Raw genomic sequence first — 20644 nt, 5'->3', positions numbered from 1 at the left:
GTATTTTTTCGTGCGCTTACTCGATCTATGACTGCATATTCCCTAAGGATATGCAGTTTTTTATTTTACCAAAAAAACAGGAGGTCAGAGAAATGGACAACTTATGCGGTACAAGCAGAATCGCCGGTTTTCGGTTCTCTTTATACCCAATGACGGATGATTTTATCAGTGTGATCAAGTCTGCGCTGAAAAAAACCGATACGTCAAAGGTTTGGACACAAACCGATCATATCAGCACAGTTTTGCGCGGATCGATCGAGCATGTATTCGACGCCGCCAAAGCCATCTACCTTTATGCAGCAAATAGCGAAAAACACATCGTTATGAACGGGACGTTTTCCATCGGCTGCCCCGGCGATACACAAGGAGATACATTTCTGACAGCAGATGAAAAGCGTGTCAACGAAGAATTTGTCCATACCCTGAAAGCAGAGGCTCCATGCCAATTTGCACTTTATCCGATGAATGAGCCGGATTATATGGACATCATCATGAAAGCTGTTGAAATCGCTAAGGCTGACGGCACCTTTGTACAGGGTGTTCATTACGCAAGTGAGCTAGACGGAGATGCACACGACGTGTTCCGAACGCTGGAAGCCGCTTTCCGCATGGCAAATCAGCAAACAACACACGTCACAATGACCGTGAACTTCTCGGCAAACAGTCCATCAAGAAAACAGAAAGCAGGGATAAAATGAAAAGCTGGAAAGTAAAAGAAATTGTCATCATGTCTGTAATCAGTATTGTTTTTGCCATTGTTTATTTAGTATTCACTCATTTTGGAAACGTACTTGCAGGGATGTTCGGGCCCATCGCTTATGAACCGATATACGGCATTTGGTTTATCGTGTCGGTGATTGCTGCGTACATCATTCGCAAACCGGGGGCTGCCCTTGTATCTGAAGTCATCGCAGCTCTCGTTGAATGTTTGCTGGGAAATCCTTCAGGCCCGATGGTTATCGTGATCGGCGTTGTTCAAGGTCTCGGAGCGGAAGCAGTATTTCTTGCGACACGCTGGAAAGCATATTCCCTTCCTGTGCTGCTTCTGGCGGGTATGGGGTCTTCGGTGGCCAGCTTTATTTATGATCTCTTTGTTTCCGGTTATGCGGCGTATTCACCAGGCTACCTGCTTATTATGCTTGTGATCCGTCTCGTTTCAGGTGCGGTTCTGGCCGGACTTCTCGGAAAAGCTGTCAGCGATTCTCTCGCGTATACGGGCGTCTTAAACGGAATGGCGCTGGGAAAGGAACTGAAAAAGAAACGGAAACGGGTATCAAATCATGCAAGCCTATAATACGTTACTTTCGATTGACCGGCTTCGTTTTTCATATGAAGAAAACGAGAAACCGATTTTTCAAGAGATAACGTTTGAGCTCCTAAAAGGAGAATGCGCTTTATTGTTAGGGCCGAGCGGGTGCGGAAAAAGCTCGCTTGCCCTCTGTTTAAACGGGCTTTACCCCGAAGCTTGTGACGGGGTGCTGTCCGGGCATGTATTCTTATTTCAAAAACCGATCACTGATGATGAAACCTCTGAAACGATCGCTCAGCATGTCGGAGTCGTCTTTCAGGACCCTGATCAGCAGTTTTGTATGCTGACAGTGGAGGACGAAATCGCCTTCGGATTGGAAAATTTGCAAATTCCTCAAGAAGAAATGGCAAAGAAAATTGATGCGGTTCTGGATAAATTACACATCTCTCATTTAAAGAAAAGCACAATTTCTACTCTGTCAGGGGGACTGAAGCAAAAAGTCGCGCTCGCCTGTATTTTGGCGATGGAGCCTGATCTCATTATTCTGGATGAACCGACTTCCCTTTTAGATCCTTATTCAGCGCGGGAATTCGTTCAAATGATCAAAGAGCTTCAGCAGGAAAAAGGCTTCGGCCTTCTCGTCATCGAACATCAGCTTGATGAGTGGGCGCCTTGGGTTGAAAGAACAATCGTACTGGATGGAGCAGGCAAGAAAGCCTTAGACGGGCCGACTACGGATATGTTTCAGCATCACTCAAACATGTTAAGATCAATGGGAATCGCTGTGCCAAAAATTTGTGACTTACAAGAAAATGTGATTATCCCGTTTACATTGTCAAAGGAAACGCTGTTCAAGGAACCCTTTCCTGCTGGGCATACTGAAGAAGCTGTGGTTCTTTCTGCTGAACATGCAGTGCAGGTCAAGAACTTATCGTTTTCAAGAGGACAGCAGACCATTTTCAAAGACATCAGTTTTTCATTGCGTGCAGGCTCTTTGACGGCACTTGTCGGGCCAAACGGCACAGGAAAATCTACGCTGCTATCTGTTCTCGCACGTTTGCTCAAAGCGAATAGCGGCAAGATTCTTCTGCATGATAAGCCGCTGGAGTCTTACAAAGAAAAAGAGCTTCGTAAACAATTGGGGTTTGTTTTCCAAAATCCAGAGCACCAGTTTGTGACTGATACAGTATATGATGAGCTGCTGTTCGGCCATACGGCAAATGCCGAAACCGAGAAAAGAGCGCAGAATCTGCTGCAACGCTTCGGTCTAGCACATTTGGCGGACCACCATCCGTTTGCGATCAGCCAAGGGCAAAAACGGCGGCTGAGTGTCGCTACCATGCTGATGCATGATGTAAAGGTCTTGCTTTTAGACGAACCGACCTTTGGGCAAGACGCCAAAACAGTGGCTGAATGTATGGAGATGATTCAGCATATCCAGGCAGAAGGCACCGCTGTTCTTATGATCACACACGATATGGAGCTTGTATCTTCATATGCTGACAGCGTGCTTGTGCTTCACGACACACATTTGGCCTTTGACGGAACACCGGAACAATTATTTTCTAAGGAAGCCGAGCTCGTCCAAAAAGCAAAGCTCACCCTCCCCCTTCGATATGAATGGATGACATACCAGCAGGAGGTGCGTGATGAAGCAGCCGTTACATCTCATTAACCCGGCAGTAAAAGCAGCGGCGGTTTTTTGCTGTGTCGTCATGCTGTCGTTTATTTACAATCCTTACACACCGGCGTGCTTTTATATCATAATTGTTGCGGGTGTCCTGTTTGCGGCCAGAATACCGCTGAAAAAATGGCTTTTGTTCACGATTCCGTTTTTGATTTTAGCATTCGGCTGCGTATGGACAGCCGCTGTTTTCGGCAAAATTCCCACGACTGCAGATAATATTCTGTTCCAAGCCGGCCCTTTTTCGATCAACAGTGAAAATGTGGCTGTCGGCATCTCGCTCGGGTTTCGGATTTTGTGCTTTTCTGCCTTATCAATGATGTTTGTTTTTACAACCGATCCGATTTTATTTATGCTGAGTCTTGTGCAACAGTGTAAGCTGTCCCCGAAGCTCGCGTATGGCGTCATTGCCGGATTTCGTTTTCTCCCACTGTTAAAAGAGGAGGTCCAGCTGATCCAGCAGGCACATAAAATCCGAGGCGGGGCGGCGGAAAATGGCTTAAAAGAAAAAATAAGCGCGTTAAAGCGCTATACAATCCCGCTATTAGCAAGTGCGATCAGAAAAGCGGAACGAACAGCTCTTGCGATGGAATCAAAAGGATTTACAGGCAGCCGAAACCGGACGTATTACCGGTCGCTTACCGTCAGCCCGCGCGACTGGCTGTTCTTTTTCATCGTTCTCTTGTTATTCGCAGGATCTTTTCTTGTGTCTTTATGTTTTACCTCATAAAAAAGCCGCTATGTTGAATAGCGGCTTTCTCATTATTGATGATAGTTCAATGCTTGGGCAAGATTGGTTTTAATATTAATGTTCGTAAAATCAATACCAAGCTGTACAGCGGTTTGCGCGATTTCTGGCCTGATTCCAGACAATGTGGATCTGACACCGATTAAAGTAAGCGCCTCAATCAATTTAAAGATTTGATGCGCCACCATTGTATCAACAACCACGACACCTGAAAGATCGATTAACAGATGCTCAATGCGTCTTTTCGCACATGCACTAAGCGTGTTCTCGAGAATAAACTTTGCCCGTTCAGTATCAATATCACCGACAAGCGGCAGCAGAGCTGTCGTTTTGCTCAGAGTAATGACAGGCGAACTTAATTCCAGTATCATTTCTCTCTGGGCATTTAATTGCTGTTTTGCATTCGATTCAGCGTGATCGACGAATGTATAAATGGTAAAATCAAAAACTTTCACAATCAAATTAGCCCATTTTTGTTTTTCTCCCGGTCCAAATGCCGACTCGTTTTCTTTTGCGAATTTCTCAAAATACTTCGTATATAATCTTCGGTTTCTCATAAACTCACGGATGACGTATTGCACCGGGGTATCGAGATGTTTTTGATCATTCGTCAGCTCAATAACCCATTGTTGAAATTCATCGAGAAATTGTTTTTCCGGTAAAACATACATGTAATTCAGATGCCGGTAGAACTCTCTGTCCTGCTCTTTCAGCTCCTCGGTTACAGTTGCATTATGTAAGGCATAAATTGAATTCGGATCGCTTTCCTCCATTGTGTCAATCCATTCCTCGGCCATTTGTTCTACATGCTCAGAAAAAAATGCAAATATTTTTTCATTCAGTTTCATCACACTGCTCCTTTCCCAGCTTCTATTATAACTTGACTGACAGCTGAATCCCAGTCATACACGCTAAACCCACCCATTATTTTGAAAATGACTAATCCATTGGATTGTATCCTATTTTTTCAAAATGCTTCAAACGACTCTGTCCGAGCGGCTGTTTTTTTCATATAATGTGAGATAACACCCTTGTATCCACTTGCAGGCATAAAAAAGGAGGGCTTTTTTATGAATGGTGAAATCCGCTTGATCCCGTATGTGACGAATGAGCAGATCATGGATGTGAACGAGCTTCCTGAGGGTATTAAAGTGATTAAGGCGCCAGAAGTGTGGGCAAAAGGGGTTAAAGGCAAAGATGTAAAAATTGCTGTATTGGACACCGGCTGTGATACAAGCCATCCCGATCTGAAAAACCAAATCATCGGCGGCAAGAATTTCACAGATGATGACGGCGGCAAGGAAGATGCCATTTCCGACTACAACGGACACGGCACTCACGTTGCCGGAACGATTGCGGCTAACGATTCAAACGGCGGCATCGCCGGAGTCGCGCCTGAGGCAAGCCTTTTAATTGTAAAGGTGCTTGGCGGTGAAAACGGCAGCGGGAAGTACGAATGGATTATTAACGGCATTAACTATGCTGTTGAGCAAAAGGCTGATATCATCTCAATGTCCCTTGGCGGACCGAGCGATGTGCCTGAACTGGAGGAAGCGGTCAAAAATGCCGTCAAAAACGGAGTGCTTGTCGTTTGCGCAGCGGGAAATGAAGGTGACGGCGATGAACGCACAGAGGAGCTTTCCTATCCTGCTGCGTATAATGATGTGATTGCGGTTGGTTCTGTTTCCGTAGCGCGAGAATCGTCAGAATTTTCAAACGCTAACAAAGAAATTGATCTTGTTGCACCTGGTGAAAACATTTTATCCACTCTTCCCAACAAGAAATACGGGAAGCTGACGGGCACTTCAATGGCTGCCCCTCATGTCAGCGGAGCGCTTGCTTTAATTAAAAGCTTTGAAGAAGAATCTTTTCAAAGAGAGCTTTCTGAATCTGAGCTTTATGCGCAGCTGATCCGCAGGACACTTCCGCTCGATATCGCAAAAACATTGGCGGGGAATGGATTCCTGTATTTAACTGCTCCTGATGAGCTGTCGGAGAAAGCAGAGCAGTCACATTTACTGACCCTATAATATTATTTTTCTCATATAATATATCCCGTAATTTGTAAAATAAAATTTAAAATCTCTGTTGACAATGAATTTGACTTGCTGTTAAGATTACCAACAAATGATTCAACTTTTCAAAAAATTAATAACATTTTCTCTTATCGAGAGTTGGGCGAGGGATTGGCCTTTTGACCCCAACAGCAACCGACCGTAATTCCATTGTGAAATGGGGCGCACTGATTTTCGCGCCGAGATTTATATCTCTTAAGGCACGGTGCTAATTCCATCAGATTGTTTCTGAGAGATGAGAGAGGCTATATGTTTTGTAAAAAAGCCTCTTTCTCTCATGGGAAAGAGGCTTTTTAGTTGTGAGAAAACCTCTTAATAGCCTGTATCCGCGGGTCAACAAGAGTGTTTTACATATAAAGGAGGAGAAACAATGACAACAATCAAAACATCGAATTTAGGATTCCCAAGAATCGGACTGAACAGAGAATGGAAAAAATCGCTTGAAGCGTATTGGAAAGGAAACAGCGATAAAGATACGTTTTTGAAGCAAATCGATGAATTATTCTTATCCGCAGTGAAAACGCAAATTGACCAGCAGATTGATGTTGTGCCTGTTTCTGATTTCACACAGTATGATCACGTTCTTGACACGGCGGTCAGCTTCAACTGGATCCCGCAACGCTTCAGACACCTGACTGACCGTACAGATACATACTTCGCCATCGCCCGCGGAATAAAAGACGCCGTATCAAGTGAAATGACAAAATGGTTTAATACAAATTACCATTACATCGTGCCTGAATATGACGAGAGCTTAGAGTTCCGCCTCACAAGAAACAAACAGCTTGAAGATTACCGCCGAATCAAACAGGAGTACGGCGTTGAAACAAAACCTGTTATCGTCGGCCCTTATACGTTCGTCACGCTTTCAAAAGGCTACGAGCCATCTGAAGCTAAAGCAATTCAAAAGCGCCTCGTTCCTTTATATGTTCAGCTTTTAAAAGAGCTTGAAGAAGAAGGCGTAAAATGGGTGCAAATTGATGAACCTGCGCTTGTCACCGCTTCAGCAGAGGATGTACGCGGCGTAAAAGAGTTATTCGAGAGCATCACAAATGAGCTTTCTTCCTTGAATGTGCTCTTGCAAACGTATTTCGATTCTGTTGATGCTTATGAAGAGCTCGTTTCTTATCCTGTACAGGGCATCGGGCTTGATTTCGTTCATGATAAAGGCAGAAACCTGGAACAGCTTAAGGCACACGGCTTTCCGAAAGATAAAGTGCTGGCAGCCGGCGTTATAGACGGCCGCAACATTTGGAAAGCGGATCTTGAAGAACGCCTCGATGCCGTGCTTCATATCCTCAGCCTCGCACAGGTTGATGAACTATGGATTCAGCCTTCCAGCAGCCTGCTTCATGTTCCGGTAGCGAAACACCCAGATGAGCATTTGGAACAGGATCTGCTGAACGGATTGTCCTACGCAAAAGAAAAACTGGCAGAGCTGACAGCTTTAAAAGAAGGCTTAGTATCAGGCAAAGCCGCCATCAGTGAGCAAATTCAGCAGGCGAAAGCTGATATTTTAGTGCTTAAACAATTTGCAACAGGCGCCAATTCTGAACAAAAGAAAGAGCTGGAGCAGTTAAGCGATAAAGACTTCAAGCGCCCGATTCCGTTTGAAGAACGTTTATCCCTGCAAAATGAATCTCTCGGCCTCCCGCTTTTGCCGACGACTACGATCGGAAGTTTCCCGCAGTCTGCTGAAGTGCGGAGCGCACGCCAAAAATGGCGGAAAAACGAGTGGTCTGATGAACAATACCAAAACTTTATCAATGCGGAGACGAAAAGATGGATTGATATTCAGGAAGAATTGGATCTTGACGTTCTTGTTCACGGTGAATTCGAACGGACAGACATGGTTGAATACTTTGGTGAAAAGCTGGCCGGCTTTGCCTTCACAAAATACGCTTGGGTTCAATCATACGGCTCACGCTGTGTCCGCCCGCCAGTGATTTATGGAGATGTAGAGTTTATTGAACCGATGACAGTAAAAGATACTGTATACGCTCAATCGTTAACATCCAAGCATGTAAAAGGAATGCTGACAGGGCCTGTTACGATTTTAAATTGGTCTTTCCCTCGGAACGATATCTCGAGAAAAGAAATCGCGTTCCAAATCGGGCTCGCCCTTCGCAAAGAAGTAAAAGCGCTTGAAGACGCAGGCATTCAAATCATTCAAGTCGATGAGCCAGCCCTGCGCGAAGGCCTTCCGTTAAAAACCCACGATTGGGATGAATATTTGACTTGGGCGGCAGAAGCATTCAGATTAACCACTTCTTCCGTGAAAAACGAGACGCAAATTCATACGCATATGTGCTACAGCAACTTTGAAGACATCGTCGATACGATTAATGATCTTGACGCGGATGTTATTACGATCGAGCACAGCAGAAGCCACGGAGGATTTTTGGATTACTTAAAAGAGCATCCGTATTTGAAAGGACTCGGTCTTGGTGTTTATGACATTCACAGTCCCCGTGTCCCGTCAACTGAAGAAATGTACAACATTATCGTTGATGCGCTTGCCGTATGTCCGACTGACCGTTTTTGGGTAAATCCTGACTGCGGTTTAAAAACAAGACAGCAGGAAGAAACAGTCGCAGCCTTAAAAAATATGGTTGAAGCGGCAAAACAGGCAAGAGCCAAGCAGACACAGCTTGTTTAATATGAAAACCATCTGCAGATGCAGATGGTTTTTCTTTTAGAAAACGGAAATCGGTTTTCGATGCTCTCCATCCCCTTCTTTTAAAATATCGGCTGTTCCGTTTTTATCAAATGCCACAAGGCTCAAAGACGTATCATGTATGTAAGAGGAGTTCCATATGTCATGAATGCCTCTTCCCTTTATGATATTTAACAGCATCAATATAAAGACAGAATGGGTAACCAGAAGAACATTCCCGGAAGAATGGCTGTTTAAAATCGATTGGAGAGCCAGTCTTACCCGGCTTTCAAGGTCAAAAAAACTTTCACATCCCGGCTGGCAATATGCTTCAGGATTCTGAAAATAAGCATGAAAAAGATCAGGTTCGTCTCTTTCAATATCCTCTTGTTTTTTCCCTTCCCAAGGCCCCAGTGACATCTCTCTGAATATACGATCTTTCACCAGCGGCAGGCGGCGCGATCCCAATATAGCTTTTGCCGTCTCTTCTGTCCGCTTGCTCGGGCTGATGTAAACCTGATTGAATTCAATATCCTTCAGCCGTTTTCCAAGAGCACGGGCGTTGTACAGTCCAAGTTCTGTTAGACTAGAATCCAGCCAGCCCTGCATCCTTTTGTCTACGTTCCAATGCGTCTGTCCATGCCTGGCAATATACAAATGCAGCATATGCTCCCCTCCCTTTTTTCATCTTAGCAAATCCCCCAAATATTTTGTTTATTTTTCATTTTTTTGAGAATGTTTTTTGCACTTCTTTTCGGCTATACTTATATCATTCGATCGACTGGGAGGGTTTGGGATGAATCATGAAGCGTTTTTAAAGCGGGCTGTCGAGCTTGCACGTAAAGGAGTGAAAGCTGGAATCGGCGGGCCTTTTGGAGCCGTTATCGTGAAGGATGGAATTATTATAGCTGAGGGACAGAACAACGTCACTACAAGCAATGATCCGACTGCCCACGCGGAAGTGACTGCTATTCGAAACGCCTGTAAAGCACTTGGGACATACCAGCTGGATGACTGCATGTTGTATACGAGCTGCGAGCCATGCCCCATGTGCTTAGGCGCCATCTACTGGGCACGGCCGAAAGCCGTTTACTTTGCTGCTGAGCATACAGATGCTGCTGAAGCAGGATTTGATGATTCATTTATTTATGAAGAAATTGATAAACCTGCTGAAGAGAGAACGATCCCCTTTTATCACGTGACTCTTGCGGAGCATTTGTCTCCGTTCCAAGCATGGCAGGATGTTGACCATAAAAAAGAATATTAAAGGATCAGGCATGTACGGCCTGATCCTTTGTTAATTCGCTGAGCAGTTGCTGTGCCTGAGTACACCTCGGGTTTGCTTTCAGCGCTTTTTGCAAATATAAAACTGCTGTCATATGTTGATTCAATTCAGCGTGACAGACGCCCAGCCAGCAAAGGGATCGAAAATCAGCGGCTCCTTTTACCTGTACGTACTGATGGTTTTCACCTTGCGTTTGCAGACAGGATTCAAATGCTGTAATGGCTTCTCTGACTTTTTTAAGCTGATACATCATTATCCCTTTGTAGTAGTAAAGGGTGCTGTAATCCGGATAATGCCGCAGCGCTTCATCAATATCCCGTTCAGCTTCTTCATACCGTTCAGTATCAATGAGGAGTTTAAACTTGATATAATATATAATCGCTGGAGGAATTTGTTTTTTGCTGTTACATTCATTTATGAAATTCATTGCCAGGCGGATGGCTTTGCTCGGTTCGCCGCCTCTGTCGTACTCAGCTGCTTTTTGATAAATGAGAAGCGGGTCGGCATATGACGACAATAATTCTGTATTCAATATGCTTACATTGTGTTTATGCTTGCACTTTGCCTCCTGCTCCAGATAGCCGTAATGGTGAATAACACAAGGGAGAGAGAAAGCGCCGCTTGCCTCCTCACCCACGGGCTTTTCGCAAATTCTTCCCTTAAAAGTTATCTTCCGCTGATTCCGTATCAGCCTGATCTGCATTTGTTCAAATGCTTCGTTTTCATCCCATTGCTTTCCCGTATAGTTTATAACCTTTACGTAACCAAGGGACTGCCTGCAGTCATTCAGCAGTGAACGCAACAAGCTTCCCGTATCCAAGTCTAACTCTTCATCTGCATCCAAAATCAAAATCCACTCACCCTTGGCATGCTGTAAACTGATGTTTCTTGCCTGCGAATAATCCTGTGTCCATTGATGATGATAGACTTGAGCATGAAAACTTCTGCAAATTTCTTCTGTTTGGTCGTTTGATCCGGTATCAACGACAATGATTTCATCAGCTATATGCTGCACGCTTTCTAAACAGCGGACAATATGACGTTCTTCATTTTTAACAATCATACAAACTGACAGCTTCGGTCTTTTCATTTGCTCACCTTTTCTCTAGTCTGAATCCACCTATACTACATGTATTCACACTTCGAAAAGATCATAACCAATCCGTTATTATCCGCAAAAAAACATCCTGAGAACTCTCAGGATGCCGCAAATTATTTTAATTCCAATTTCACATCAACATTTCCTCTTGTTGCTTTAGAATAAGGACAGAATTCATGAGCAGCCTCGACAAGCTCTTGGGCCTGATCCCGATCCAATCCCTTTGTATTGACGACTAGTGTGACTCCGATTTTAAAGCCGCCGTCTTTCTCATCCTTCATGAGGCTGACCTGGCCTTCTATTTCTGAATCAATGTCAATATTTTGTTCTTTGGCCACGTGTTCAAGCGCGCCGCCAAAGCATGCTGCATAGCCTGCGGCAAAGAGCTGTTCCGGGTTTGTACCGGTTTGTCCTTCTTTTTTTGCATTGGGCATGACAATGTCAAAATCGAGAACCCCGTCATCTGATTGAATATGTCCTGAACGTCCACCGCGAGCAGTGGCTTTTGCTGTAAATAATGCCATTTTTTCAGCCTCCTTATTTGTCTTTAGTTGTTATATTTCCCATACACATCTTTTTAAACATGTTTTGTTTGCCGAGAATAGGAAAAGTGGTGTTTTTCAGCTACAATAGTATGTAATGTCAGAAAGAGTTGGTGAACACAGATGGAAAATGGATTTGATCATATGAAATTAGAGAATCAGCTTTGTTTTTTGCTTTATGCGAGTTCGCGGGAAATGACAAAGCAGTACAAGCCGCTGCTTGAAAAGCTGAATGTGACATACCCTCAATATTTGGCTTTGCTTTTATTGTGGGAACACGAAACACTTTCCGTCAAAAAAATGGGCGAGCTTCTGTATTTGGATTCCGGAACGCTGACACCGATGCTGAAACGGATGGAGCAGCAGGACTTGATTACCAGAAAAAGATCTGAAGAGGATGAGCGGTTGGTGATGATCAGCCTGACAGAGAACGGAACGTTATTAAAAGAAAAAGCGGCTGATATTCCGGGAACGATTCTGGCACTCTCAGGCCAGTCAGGCGAGGAATTGAAACACTTAAAATCGGCTCTATATACATTGCTTGAAACGCTGCACCAAAAAAAATGAGGATGCCCTATGTGAGGCATCCTCATTTTTTATTCAGCGACTTCCAATGTGACATCGATATTGCCGGAGGTTGCTTTTGAATAAGGGCAGACACCGTGTGCTTTTTGGACAAGTGCCTGTAATTCTGATGCGCTGACACCTTTTCCTTTCACCTGCAGCGTCACACCCAGTTTGTAGCCTTGATCTGCTTCATCCTTTAGCAGGCTGACATGCGCCGTAACCTCTGTCTCCACTTTTACTCGTTCTGTTCTTGCTACAAGCTGAAGTGCACTGTCAAAGCAAGCTGCGTAACCTGCCGCAAACAGCTGCTCCGGATTTGTCGCTTTTTCTAATTTCTTTGCTCTCGGTGTTCCCGGCATTGCGACATCGAGCTCGAGAACGCGGTCTGATGAAATCACCTTTCCTTCTCTTCCTCCTACCGCTGAAACAGACGCTGTAAATAATGGCTGACTCATTTTTGTGTCCCCCTAAATATATTTTATACAATTGAATTTTACACAATCTAATTTATTGTGTCAATTTTTTAGCGAAAAAAAAAAGCTTATCCCGTTACGAGATAAGCTTTTTTATCGAACAGTGCCCCGCTATTCGCGAATTTGTCCTGTTCCTTTAATGATATATTTTGTAGAAGTTAATGCAGGAAGACCCATCGGTCCTCTTGCATGAAGCTTTTGTGTACTGATGCCGATTTCTGCTCCGTAGCCAAATTCAAAGCCATCGGTAAAACGGGTCGACGCGTTATGATAAACCGCGGCGGCATCGACAGCTGTTTGAAAGTAAGCTGCATGCTTATCGTTTTCAGTTAAAATGGCTTCAGAATGATTAGTGCCGTATTTCTGGATATGCTGTACAGCTTCCTGTACACTTTCAACCGTCTTTACACTGATGACAGGCCCTAAGTATTCCGTTCCCCAATCTTCTTCTGACGCCTGTTTGCTTGAAGAATGAAGTCCACATACGAATTCATCACCGCGGATTTCGACTCCCGCTTTTTCCAGCTGCGTCAGCAATTCTTTTCCGTGCTGCTCTGCCCACGCTTTGTGGATCAGCAGTGATTCAATTGCGTTGCAAACGGAAGGGCGCTGCGTTTTGGCGTTTACAACGATCCTTTCTGCCATTTCCAGATTTGCCGTTTCATCTATGAAAATATGACAGTTGCCGGCTCCGGTTTCTAATACTGGGACTGTTGATTCTCTAACAACGAGATCGATCAGTTTTTTGCCACCGCGCGGAATCAATACATCCAAGCCGTCATTTAACGTAAAAAGTTCTTTTGCTGTCTCTCTGCTCGTATCCTCAATCAGCTGCACAGCGTTGATGGGAAGCACTGACTTCTCAAGCGCTCTGTGAATAACACTGACAAGTGCTTTGTTGCTGTGAATGGCTGAGGAGCTCCCCCGCAGGACGACCGCATTCCCTGTTTTCAGGCAAAGGGTAGCTGCATCAACTGTGACGTTTGGCCTCGCCTCATAAATCATTCCGGCAACTCCGAGCGGCACACGGATTTTTTCAATAAACAGGCCGTTCTCTTTTTCAATTGTTTCAAGAGATTCGCCGACTGGGTCAGCCAGATCAATCAATAGCTCTACCGCGTCCGCGATGTCGCGTATGCGTTTCTCATCCAGCGTGAGACGGTCAATGACATCAGGTGTTAACCCATTTGCTTTTCCGTTCTTTATGTCTTTTGCATTTTCCGATAAGAGAAAATCCAATTCTTTTCGGAGTCCGTTTGCAATGAGACTGAGCGCCTCATTCTTTTCAGCCGTTGTTTTCATCATCATTTCAGCTGCTGCTTCTTTCGCCAGCTTCGCTTTTACAGAAACTTCACTCATTTTTCCGCCCCCTAGTCTTTTAAGTTGACCCAGTCATTCCTGTGAATGACCTCAAACGTTTTGTCAAAATCAAGCTCATTGCTTCGTTTGCCTTTTGCCTCCATAATTTCCTCAGATGAATAATGGGTCTGGCCTTTGCCGATCACACCGCCCGGTCCACGGACTTCCACGACAGCCCCTTTTGGAAAGCTTCCGTTCACGCCCACTACACCAGCCGGTAAAAGACTGCTTCCGTTATAAACCATCGCCTCTTGGGCACCCGCGTCAATGACAATTTCTCCTGATATTGGCGAGTGGAATTGAATCCATTGTCTCGTATTGTTGACTGAGGATAGCTCCTTGTCGCCGATATAAGTCCCATCTCCCCTGCCGTCTAGAATATCCGCCAGCTTTTGTTCACCGCTGCCTGTTCCGATGAATACTTTGACCCCAAGAGACAGTGCGGTTTGTGCGGCCAGCAGCTTTGATTTCATACCGCCCGTGCCGACCTTTGATCCAGCTGAACCCGCGTATCCCAGCAATTCAGGGGTGATCTCAGGCAGGTAATCAAATCGCTTCGCATCAGGATTTTCATTCGGATTGGCATTATACAGCCCGTTAATGTCAGTGAGAATCATGAGCTGGTCCGCATGAATCAAACCGCTGACCAACGCAGAAAGCATGTCATTATCCCCGAATGTCAATTCTTCAACAGATGTAGAGTCATTTTCATTGATAATCGGAATGACGCCGCGCTCCAGTAACTCCATTATCGTTGCATACGCGTTTCGATACCGCTCTCTTTTCGAAAAATCATTTCTCGTCAAAAGGATTTGTCCCGGGGTAAGTGAGTATTGTTTAAATTGATTCATGTATTGCTGCATTAACAGTGTTTGTCCGACCGCGGCTGCCGCCTGTTTTCCCTTGATGGTGACGGGACGGGACGGATAACCGAGACTGGAGAACCCCGCCGCTACTGCTCCCGAGGTAATCAAAATCAGTTCATGCCCCGCTTTTTTCAAAAGAGAAATTGCCTGAACGTGTTCTCTGATTTTTACCTCATCAATGCTTCCGTTGCTATTTGTAAGCGAACTGCTTCCTATCTTCACTACTATTCTTTGTTTTTTCATTTATTCTCCTCCGCGGCTTTTCGCCAGCCAACTTACAATAAAAAAACCCATTTCATCCTTATTGATAAGGACGAAATGGGTTTCCGTGGTACCACCTTGTTTGAACGCACTTCAGCACGTTCCGCTTCCCTGTAACGCCAGGTTATGCGCCTAGGTTTTCCCCCTAAGACTCCAAGGCAGGTTCGGCAGGTTTCATGCGGCAAAATGTTTCAGCCACTCATTTTGCTCTCTGTCACAGAAAGATCTGCTTACTAATCCTCTTCAACGCTCAATGATTTTTTTATATTATGCAAAGAAAAAGGCTTCTTGTCAAGGTTTTTTACACATCAAAAAAACCCGCATTACGCGGGCGTCTGGCAGTCTAGTTAAAGACAATTGTTTTATTTTCGTGAACGATGACACGGTCTTCTAAGTGCCATTTCACAGCGCGGGCAAGAACGCTGCGTTCGATCGTTCTGCCGATATTTTTCAGCGCGTCGGCATTGTCGCGGTGGTCAACACGCTCAATGTCCTGTTCAATGATCGGCCCTTCATCAAGGTCATTTGTGACATAGTGAGAAGTTGCGCCAATCAATTTGACCCCCCGCTCATAAGCCCGTTTATACGGATTGGCACCGATAAAAGCAGGAAGGAAGGAATGGTGGATATTAATGATTCGATTCGGGTGAGCTGACACAAAATCAGGCGTTAAGATCTGCATGTAGCGAGCAAGAACGATCACATCAATATCATATTGCTCCAGCAGTTCAAGCTGCTGTTTCTCCACTTCCGCTCTGATATCTTTGTTCGCTTTTAAATAGTGGAATGGAATATTCAGCGGTTCAACAAGGTCTCTCGCATCTTCATGGTTGCTGATGACAACCGCGATTTCCGCCATAAGATTGCCTGTTTGCCATTCCCAAATAAGCTCATGCAGACAGTGAAGCTCCTTTGATACAAAAATAGCGACACGCTTCAGCTCGCTGGCCATCGTTAAGCTCCACGTCATGTCGAATGTATCCGCAATAGACGAAAACGCGTCCTGGAGTTTTTCTTTTTTCTCCTGAATGCCCTTGCAATCGAAGTCAATTCTCAGGAAAAAACGCCCGCCTTCAGGATCTGTCGTGTATTGATTGGATTCAATAATATTGGCGCCATGTTCCAATAAAAACGCAGAAACCGCAGCAACAATTCCCGGCTGATCGGGACAGCTGACCAAGAGGCGCCCTTTATCTTCATTTCCGTCACGGTATTCATTTAACCGCTGGGTCATATATGATTTCATGAATAATCCCTCTTATCTTTGTAAGTCTAGACTAATTATCCATTATACTGAAGATTTGATAAAAATCAATTTATGACAGAATTTTTAAACCGACGGCCGAGCACAAGATTAAAGCGATAAAGAAGATCCGTTTGGCGTCTTTCTGCTCATTGTAAAAGAGAATGCCGATAAGCGCCCCGCCCGCGGTGCCGATGCCTGTCCAAACGGCGTAAGCGGTGCCCATCGGAATGGTTTCCATAGCAAACGATAATAAGGAAAATGAGGCGGCAAAACCGATAATGATCAGCACCACCCATTTCAAGCTTTTTTCTTTCGCAAATTGATTCATAAGTGCGACGCCTGCCATTTCCAAAAAGCCCGCGCCTAATAAACTGATCCAATGAAGCATTATGCCTCGCCTCCTTTTTCATCAGCCTCATCCTGTGTCACAAGTTTCAATCCGATCACACCGATTAAGAGCACACCGATTAACACAAGCTTCGGCCATCCGACCGGTTCGTGAAACAGAAACATTTCACTCATCACCGTTCCTGCTGTGCCAAGACCTGTAAAGACGGCGTATACAGTACCGACCGGCAGGCTGCTTGTCGCCTTCATTAATAAATAAAAGCTAACTATGATACCGACGGCAGTGCCGCTCCATGTTAAGAGTGAGTCAGCATGCTTTAAGCCCACAACCCAAACAACCTCAAACACGGCGGCCAGCACAACCAATCCCCATTTCATATCACATCATTCCTTTCTTTCTATATTGTCCGAAAACAAAAAAACCCCGGACAGTCGACTCTAATGAGCTTGACTCTCCCGGGCTTTTTTCCCTCCGTGTGCATATGCGCTGTTATGATGCGCCTATGTGTTTTCTCTCGGACCAGTCCATGTCAATTAACATGCGGAACCCTAGAAAACTTTATCTGGTCTTATGATACTACACCTTGATGCTGTCTTCAATTGTAAGATTTTCTTTCATACACAGCGATCGGTTTATTCCATTTTCTGATCGTCCGGCTGTAAAGCATGCCGATTTTCTCCGCCACCCGTATAGACGCTTTGTTATCCGGGTCAATCAAAGCCGCAATTTTGCCGTACTGCCGATGATTGAAGCCATAGTCCAGGCAGGCTTTGGCCGCTTCTTGCGCATAGCCGTTTCCCCAGTGCCGGCGTGCAAACATATAGCCGATTTCCATCGCCGTTTCATTTTCAGTTTGCTGAGGCACGATTCCGCATTGGCCTAAAAAATCCCCCGACTGTTTGTCCTCGGCGATCCAGAGACTGACCCGATACCCTTTTTCATTTCTTTTGTTCCAAGCGATCCACTCGCGGGTTTCCTGTTTATCTTTTAAACCGGAATAATACTTCATCACTTCAGGGTCGCTGAAAAGCTCAAGTAAAGCTTCTTGATCCCTGTCCTCCATACAGCGTAAACGAATCCGTTCGGTCTCAAGCTTCGTTTCAGCGCGCATTTTTGATTATATCCTGCTTCCATTCTTTTTTGAGGGCTTCAATATGGGCTTGATGATAGCGATTATGATCCGCCATATGCCAGATGCCCCATCTTACTGTTGCCTTGTCACCCTCGTAAGAAAGCGTTTGATGCAAATCGTTCTCGGTCAAGGTCTTACATACCGATTTCAGCTCGTTTACGACATGTTGGTGCCTTGTCAAAAGCTCTTCTAATCCCGGCTGATTTTTTGGTTCAGGCAATCGTCCGCTTTCATCTGTCATCGGGCCGTAAATGTCTTCAATATGTTCAGGGACCCGATTCTCCTTTATGCGCCACACCCATCTGATATCAACATTTGCGATATGTTGCAGCAGCTGTGCCGTGCTGTTTTTTGTTTGACAGCACCCCTTATAATATAGTTCTCTGTGAGTCATGCGGCTAACAATGGATGCCAGACGGAGTCTGTTTTCTTCCACTGCGGAATACAGCAGACTGACTGTCGGCGCCATGTCTTTTCTAATGAATAAGTCCCTCATGTTCCATTCCCTCCTTACCTATGTGTACATTTTGACGTAAGGGGGAACATTTCCTTTGCAGAAGTCACATCTAATCTATAAAAAAAGCGCCAAAGAATGTCGGCAGCAAATTAATTGTTATTTCCAGGCTTGTATAAATACGGATCATGGTGCGAATCGTTGGATGTATTCAAATCGAGTGAGATGTCACCGCGGTCATTTAACGTGCCGAGCGTGACCAAAGACAGCTGTTTTGGGCTGTGCCCTTTTTCCTCAAGCTTTTCATACAGCCAGCTTCGGTTTTTTTGAAGGTACTTCAAATTGTGATCAAGGATCTCACCGTCCAATATGAGGGGAATCGGGATAAAGTTCCGCTCAGCCTCCATATTCAAATCCCGCATCTGCACTGCTCTCGCTTCTTCTGTCGGGATCACGCTTACTTCTCCCGTTTCTTCAATGATGGCAAGATCAATATCAGCCGGATCAGCATAGCCCTTTTCTCTCAGTTTTCCGAGCAGCTCATTGACGGTCAGCCTCTCTTTTTTGAGTCCACGCTCATCGATATCCCCGTTTCGGATTAACACTGTCGGACTGACCACCAGCAGCCACCTCCACTTATTAGAAAGAGCAAGCTTGCTCATCAGAAGATAAAGCAATAAAAAGGAGCACGCGTAATAAATAGACATCGGCAGTTTGGATGTGAGGATCGGCTCACTGATAATGGTTCCGATTGCGAAGGTTAAAAGCAAATCAAAATTGTTCATTTGTGACACGGCTTTTTTACCAGCAAGCCGAAACAAAATATAAGCAATCGAAAACACGATAACAGGCTTGAGTAAAAATGCCCATACCATCCATAACACTGATCATTGCCCTCCATCCACTAGCCATAATGAAGATATTGTTCCCTGGGACTGTAACGCTATGCATATCTTACCTCTTCATCCAGCATCTAAATAGGCGAACGTGCAGAATGCAGGCACATAACATAGTAGAAAGCCATGTTGATTGGAGGGACAGCATGAAACATCAGCATAAGAGTGCCAATTGGCACTATGAAAGCATACAGCCAAAATCCGCAGCCTATCAGCCATACCATACAGCTGACAGGCTGGCCGGTTTAGAGCTTAAAATGGAACAATTGATCAGAGCCATCGAGGTGAACAATGAATTGCTGAGAACGATTCAAGAGCAGCAAAATCGCGTTTGCACCAGCGGAGGCGGATCAGTCATTGTACGGATGTAGAAGAAGGCGCTCGTCCGCCTTCCTTCTATTATCCTAAAAAGAGCTCTTCCCAATATTTGAGAAGAACCGCGTGTAGTTAAGAAATAGACTTCGCCATACTTAATTGAGGACCGAACAGTTCGTAATGGATAGACTCTGGCGCTGATCCGAGTTCCGATACAAGCTTATGCATGTGAGTGATAAATGAAGGTGAACCGCAAATATAATAATCCGCATCTGTATTGGCAATCAGAGCTTTGAGGTACTGCTGATCAATCTGCCCTTCATGAAATTGAATGTTACCTGCTCGGTCTTTTTCTGTTGGCTCGCGATACACAAATGCCGTTTTAACAGAAGAATGTTCTGCTGCCTCTTCTGCTTCATCGCGTAGCGCGTGGTATTCACTATTTTTCGCAGCATGGATAAACACAATCTGCCGCTCAGGCTGTTTGGAAACAGACGTTTTCAGCATGCTAATCATCGGCGTAATGCCAACTCCGGCACTAAGCAGAACGAGATCTTTACGGGATGAGAAATCTAAAACAAAATCCCCTGCCGGTGCGCTGATTTCTAATGAATCCCCCTCATGCAGCTTATTGTGTAAATAAGAAGACACCACACCGTCTTTCTTAACTGAAATTCGATAATAATCTTTTCCCGGCATATCGGACAGGCTGTATTGACGGATATGCGTATATTCAGAATCAGGAATCCGGACTTTGATGCTGATATACTGCCCTGCTTGAAATTCACATAACGGCTTGCCGTCTTCCGGTTTCAAATAGAAGGATGTAATTTCTTTGCTTTCACGCACTTTTTTCGCTATGACGAAAGGCTTATACTCCTTCCATCCGCCGGTTTGGTGTTCTGCCTGCTCATACATTTCTTTTTCAATTCTGATAAATGCGTCAGCTATTACCCCATACGCTTTCTCCCACGCCTGCATTATGTCAGGAGCCGCTGCATCTCCCAAAACATCTTTAATGGCAATCAGCAAATATTTGCCGACAATCGGATAATGTTCAGGCTCAATGCCGATACTGCGGTGTTTATGGCCGATTTGCTTGATGACCGGAATGATATGGCCAAGCCGGTCAATATTGGCGGCAGCTGCAATAACAGCATTCGCCAGGGCAGTACGCTGTGTTTTTTTCTTTTGGTTTGTTTGATTAAAAATGTTTAAAAGCTCAGGATGATCTTGGAACATGAGGTCGTAAAAACGTCCTGTAATGGATTCACCGTGCTGCTGTAATACTGGCACAGTACTTTTTATGATTTCGATTGTTCTATTATCTAACATCGTTTAACAACCCTTCCCAAAAAGATGTATTTTAAATATACCTTTAAAATACA

At 44.8% G+C, this 20644-nt stretch carries 23 protein-coding genes and 2 riboswitches; of the genes, 9 read left to right on the top strand and 14 right to left on the bottom strand.

Going from position 1 to position 20644, the window contains the following annotated elements; genetic code table 11:
• Window positions 1–92 precede the first annotated feature (92 nt).
• The 4 genes from LJF29_RS08495 to LJF29_RS08480 are packed head-to-tail and all read left to right on the top strand — an operon-like array spanning window position 93 to window position 3663.
• Complete coding sequence (locus LJF29_RS08495; RefSeq protein ID WP_229148025.1) at window positions 93–698, top strand: Ykof family thiamine-binding protein; 606 nt, start codon at window positions 93–95, stop codon at window positions 696–698.
• Window positions 695–1294, top strand: a complete 600-nt coding sequence (locus LJF29_RS08490) for an ECF transporter S component (RefSeq protein WP_168747579.1) — start codon at window positions 695–697, stop codon at window positions 1292–1294. Before LJF29_RS08495 ends, LJF29_RS08490 begins: the two co-directional genes overlap by 4 nt.
• Complete coding sequence (locus LJF29_RS08485; protein WP_229148024.1) at window positions 1281–2924, top strand: ABC transporter ATP-binding protein; 1644 nt, start codon at window positions 1281–1283, stop codon at window positions 2922–2924. Before LJF29_RS08490 ends, LJF29_RS08485 begins: the two co-directional genes overlap by 14 nt.
• Window positions 2899–3663: a CbiQ family ECF transporter T component gene (locus LJF29_RS08480; protein ID WP_229148023.1), complete on the top strand. Its 765-nt coding sequence runs from the start codon at window positions 2899–2901 to the stop codon at window positions 3661–3663. The genes LJF29_RS08485 and LJF29_RS08480 overlap by 26 nt, the downstream gene beginning before the upstream one ends.
• A 32-nt stretch (window positions 3664–3695) precedes the next feature.
• On the opposite strand, the gene rsbRB is transcribed toward LJF29_RS08480, so the two are convergent.
• Window positions 3696–4529: an RsbT co-antagonist RsbRB gene (gene rsbRB / locus LJF29_RS08475; RefSeq protein ID WP_010333964.1), complete on the bottom strand. Its 834-nt coding sequence runs from the start codon at window positions 4527–4529 to the stop codon at window positions 3696–3698.
• Window positions 4530–4751: 222 nt separating this feature from the next.
• On the opposite strand from rsbRB, the gene isp reads away from it, so the two are divergent.
• Both isp and metE read left to right on the top strand, forming a co-directional pair.
• Window positions 4752–5711: a serine protease Isp gene (isp, locus tag LJF29_RS08470; RefSeq protein WP_024121126.1), complete on the top strand. Its 960-nt coding sequence runs from the start codon at window positions 4752–4754 to the stop codon at window positions 5709–5711.
• Between the two features lie 131 nt (window positions 5712–5842).
• Window positions 5843–5998: riboswitch (SAM riboswitch) on the top strand.
• A 128-nt stretch (window positions 5999–6126) separates the two neighbouring features.
• Window positions 6127–8415, top strand: a complete 2289-nt coding sequence (gene metE / locus LJF29_RS08465; RefSeq protein ID WP_229148022.1) for a 5-methyltetrahydropteroyltriglutamate--homocysteine S-methyltransferase — start codon at window positions 6127–6129, stop codon at window positions 8413–8415.
• Window positions 8416–8451: 36 nt separating this feature from the next.
• On the opposite strand, the gene LJF29_RS08460 is transcribed toward metE, so the two are convergent.
• Complete coding sequence (locus tag LJF29_RS08460; RefSeq protein WP_229148021.1) at window positions 8452–9078, bottom strand: histidine phosphatase family protein; 627 nt, start codon at window positions 9076–9078, stop codon at window positions 8452–8454.
• A gap of 130 nt (window positions 9079–9208) precedes the next feature.
• Here LJF29_RS08460 and LJF29_RS08455 point away from each other — a divergent pair, with 130 nt between their 5' ends.
• Entirely contained in the window at window positions 9209–9679 is a 471-nt protein-coding gene (locus LJF29_RS08455; RefSeq protein ID WP_229148020.1) for a nucleoside deaminase, read from the top strand.
• A 4-nt stretch (window positions 9680–9683) separates the two neighbouring features.
• On the opposite strand, the gene LJF29_RS08450 is transcribed toward LJF29_RS08455, so the two are convergent.
• Complete coding sequence (locus tag LJF29_RS08450) at window positions 9684–10787, bottom strand: glycosyltransferase family 2 protein (RefSeq protein WP_229148019.1); 1104 nt, start codon at window positions 10785–10787, stop codon at window positions 9684–9686.
• Window positions 10788–10909: 122 nt separating this feature from the next.
• Window positions 10910–11320 (bottom strand): organic hydroperoxide resistance protein, encoded by a 411-nt coding sequence (locus tag LJF29_RS08445; RefSeq protein WP_229148018.1) that lies wholly within the window; start codon window positions 11318–11320, stop codon window positions 10910–10912.
• A 141-nt stretch (window positions 11321–11461) separates the two neighbouring features.
• Between LJF29_RS08445 and LJF29_RS08440 the strand changes: the two genes are divergently transcribed.
• Window positions 11462–11905: a MarR family winged helix-turn-helix transcriptional regulator gene (locus tag LJF29_RS08440; RefSeq protein WP_010333957.1), complete on the top strand. Its 444-nt coding sequence runs from the start codon at window positions 11462–11464 to the stop codon at window positions 11903–11905.
• Window positions 11906–11934: 29 nt separating this feature from the next.
• On the opposite strand, the gene LJF29_RS08435 is transcribed toward LJF29_RS08440, so the two are convergent.
• The 9 genes from LJF29_RS08435 to LJF29_RS08395 form a co-directional block, all read right to left on the bottom strand.
• Window positions 11935–12360: an organic hydroperoxide resistance protein gene (locus LJF29_RS08435; protein WP_010333956.1), complete on the bottom strand. Its 426-nt coding sequence runs from the start codon at window positions 12358–12360 to the stop codon at window positions 11935–11937.
• A gap of 129 nt (window positions 12361–12489) precedes the next feature.
• Window positions 12490–13737 (bottom strand): glutamate-5-semialdehyde dehydrogenase, encoded by a 1248-nt coding sequence (gene proA, locus LJF29_RS08430; protein WP_229148017.1) that lies wholly within the window; start codon window positions 13735–13737, stop codon window positions 12490–12492.
• An 11-nt stretch (window positions 13738–13748) separates the two neighbouring features.
• Window positions 13749–14846, bottom strand: coding sequence for a glutamate 5-kinase (gene proB / locus LJF29_RS08425; RefSeq protein ID WP_229148016.1), 1098 nt, complete (start codon window positions 14844–14846; stop codon window positions 13749–13751).
• Window positions 14847–15207: 361 nt separating this feature from the next.
• Entirely contained in the window at window positions 15208–16110 is a 903-nt protein-coding gene (gene purU, locus LJF29_RS08420; protein WP_168747561.1) for a formyltetrahydrofolate deformylase, read from the bottom strand.
• Window positions 16111–16180: 70 nt separating this feature from the next.
• Window positions 16181–16498, bottom strand: a complete 318-nt coding sequence (locus LJF29_RS08415) for a DMT family transporter (RefSeq protein WP_229148015.1) — start codon at window positions 16496–16498, stop codon at window positions 16181–16183.
• Complete coding sequence (locus LJF29_RS08410; protein ID WP_229148014.1) at window positions 16498–16836, bottom strand: DMT family transporter; 339 nt, start codon at window positions 16834–16836, stop codon at window positions 16498–16500. The genes LJF29_RS08415 and LJF29_RS08410 overlap by 1 nt, the downstream gene beginning before the upstream one ends.
• A gap of 73 nt (window positions 16837–16909) precedes the next feature.
• Window positions 16910–17022, bottom strand: a riboswitch (guanidine-I (ykkC/yxkD leader).
• 32 nt (window positions 17023–17054) lie between these two features.
• Window positions 17055–17570: a GNAT family N-acetyltransferase gene (locus LJF29_RS08405; RefSeq protein WP_229148011.1), complete on the bottom strand. Its 516-nt coding sequence runs from the start codon at window positions 17568–17570 to the stop codon at window positions 17055–17057.
• Complete coding sequence (locus tag LJF29_RS08400) at window positions 17560–18087, bottom strand: DinB family protein (RefSeq protein ID WP_229148009.1); 528 nt, start codon at window positions 18085–18087, stop codon at window positions 17560–17562. Before LJF29_RS08400 ends, LJF29_RS08405 begins: the two co-directional genes overlap by 11 nt.
• A 110-nt stretch (window positions 18088–18197) precedes the next feature.
• Window positions 18198–18929, bottom strand: coding sequence for a DUF421 domain-containing protein (locus LJF29_RS08395; RefSeq protein ID WP_229148008.1), 732 nt, complete (start codon window positions 18927–18929; stop codon window positions 18198–18200).
• Window positions 18930–19087: 158 nt separating this feature from the next.
• Here LJF29_RS08395 and LJF29_RS08390 point away from each other — a divergent pair, with 158 nt between their 5' ends.
• Complete coding sequence (locus tag LJF29_RS08390; RefSeq protein WP_229148007.1) at window positions 19088–19312, top strand: hypothetical protein; 225 nt, start codon at window positions 19088–19090, stop codon at window positions 19310–19312.
• Between the two features lie 76 nt (window positions 19313–19388).
• Here LJF29_RS08390 and hmpA read toward each other — a convergent pair whose 3' ends face one another.
• Window positions 19389–20591, bottom strand: coding sequence for an NO-inducible flavohemoprotein (hmpA, locus tag LJF29_RS08385; RefSeq protein ID WP_229148006.1), 1203 nt, complete (start codon window positions 20589–20591; stop codon window positions 19389–19391).
• Window positions 20592–20644 lie beyond the last annotated feature (53 nt).

This window comes from Bacillus sp. LBG-1-113 (assembly GCF_020708615.1).
Classification (GTDB): domain Bacteria; phylum Bacillota; class Bacilli; order Bacillales; family Bacillaceae; genus Bacillus; species Bacillus mojavensis.
This window is presented reverse-complemented; position numbering and strand designations above follow the sequence as displayed.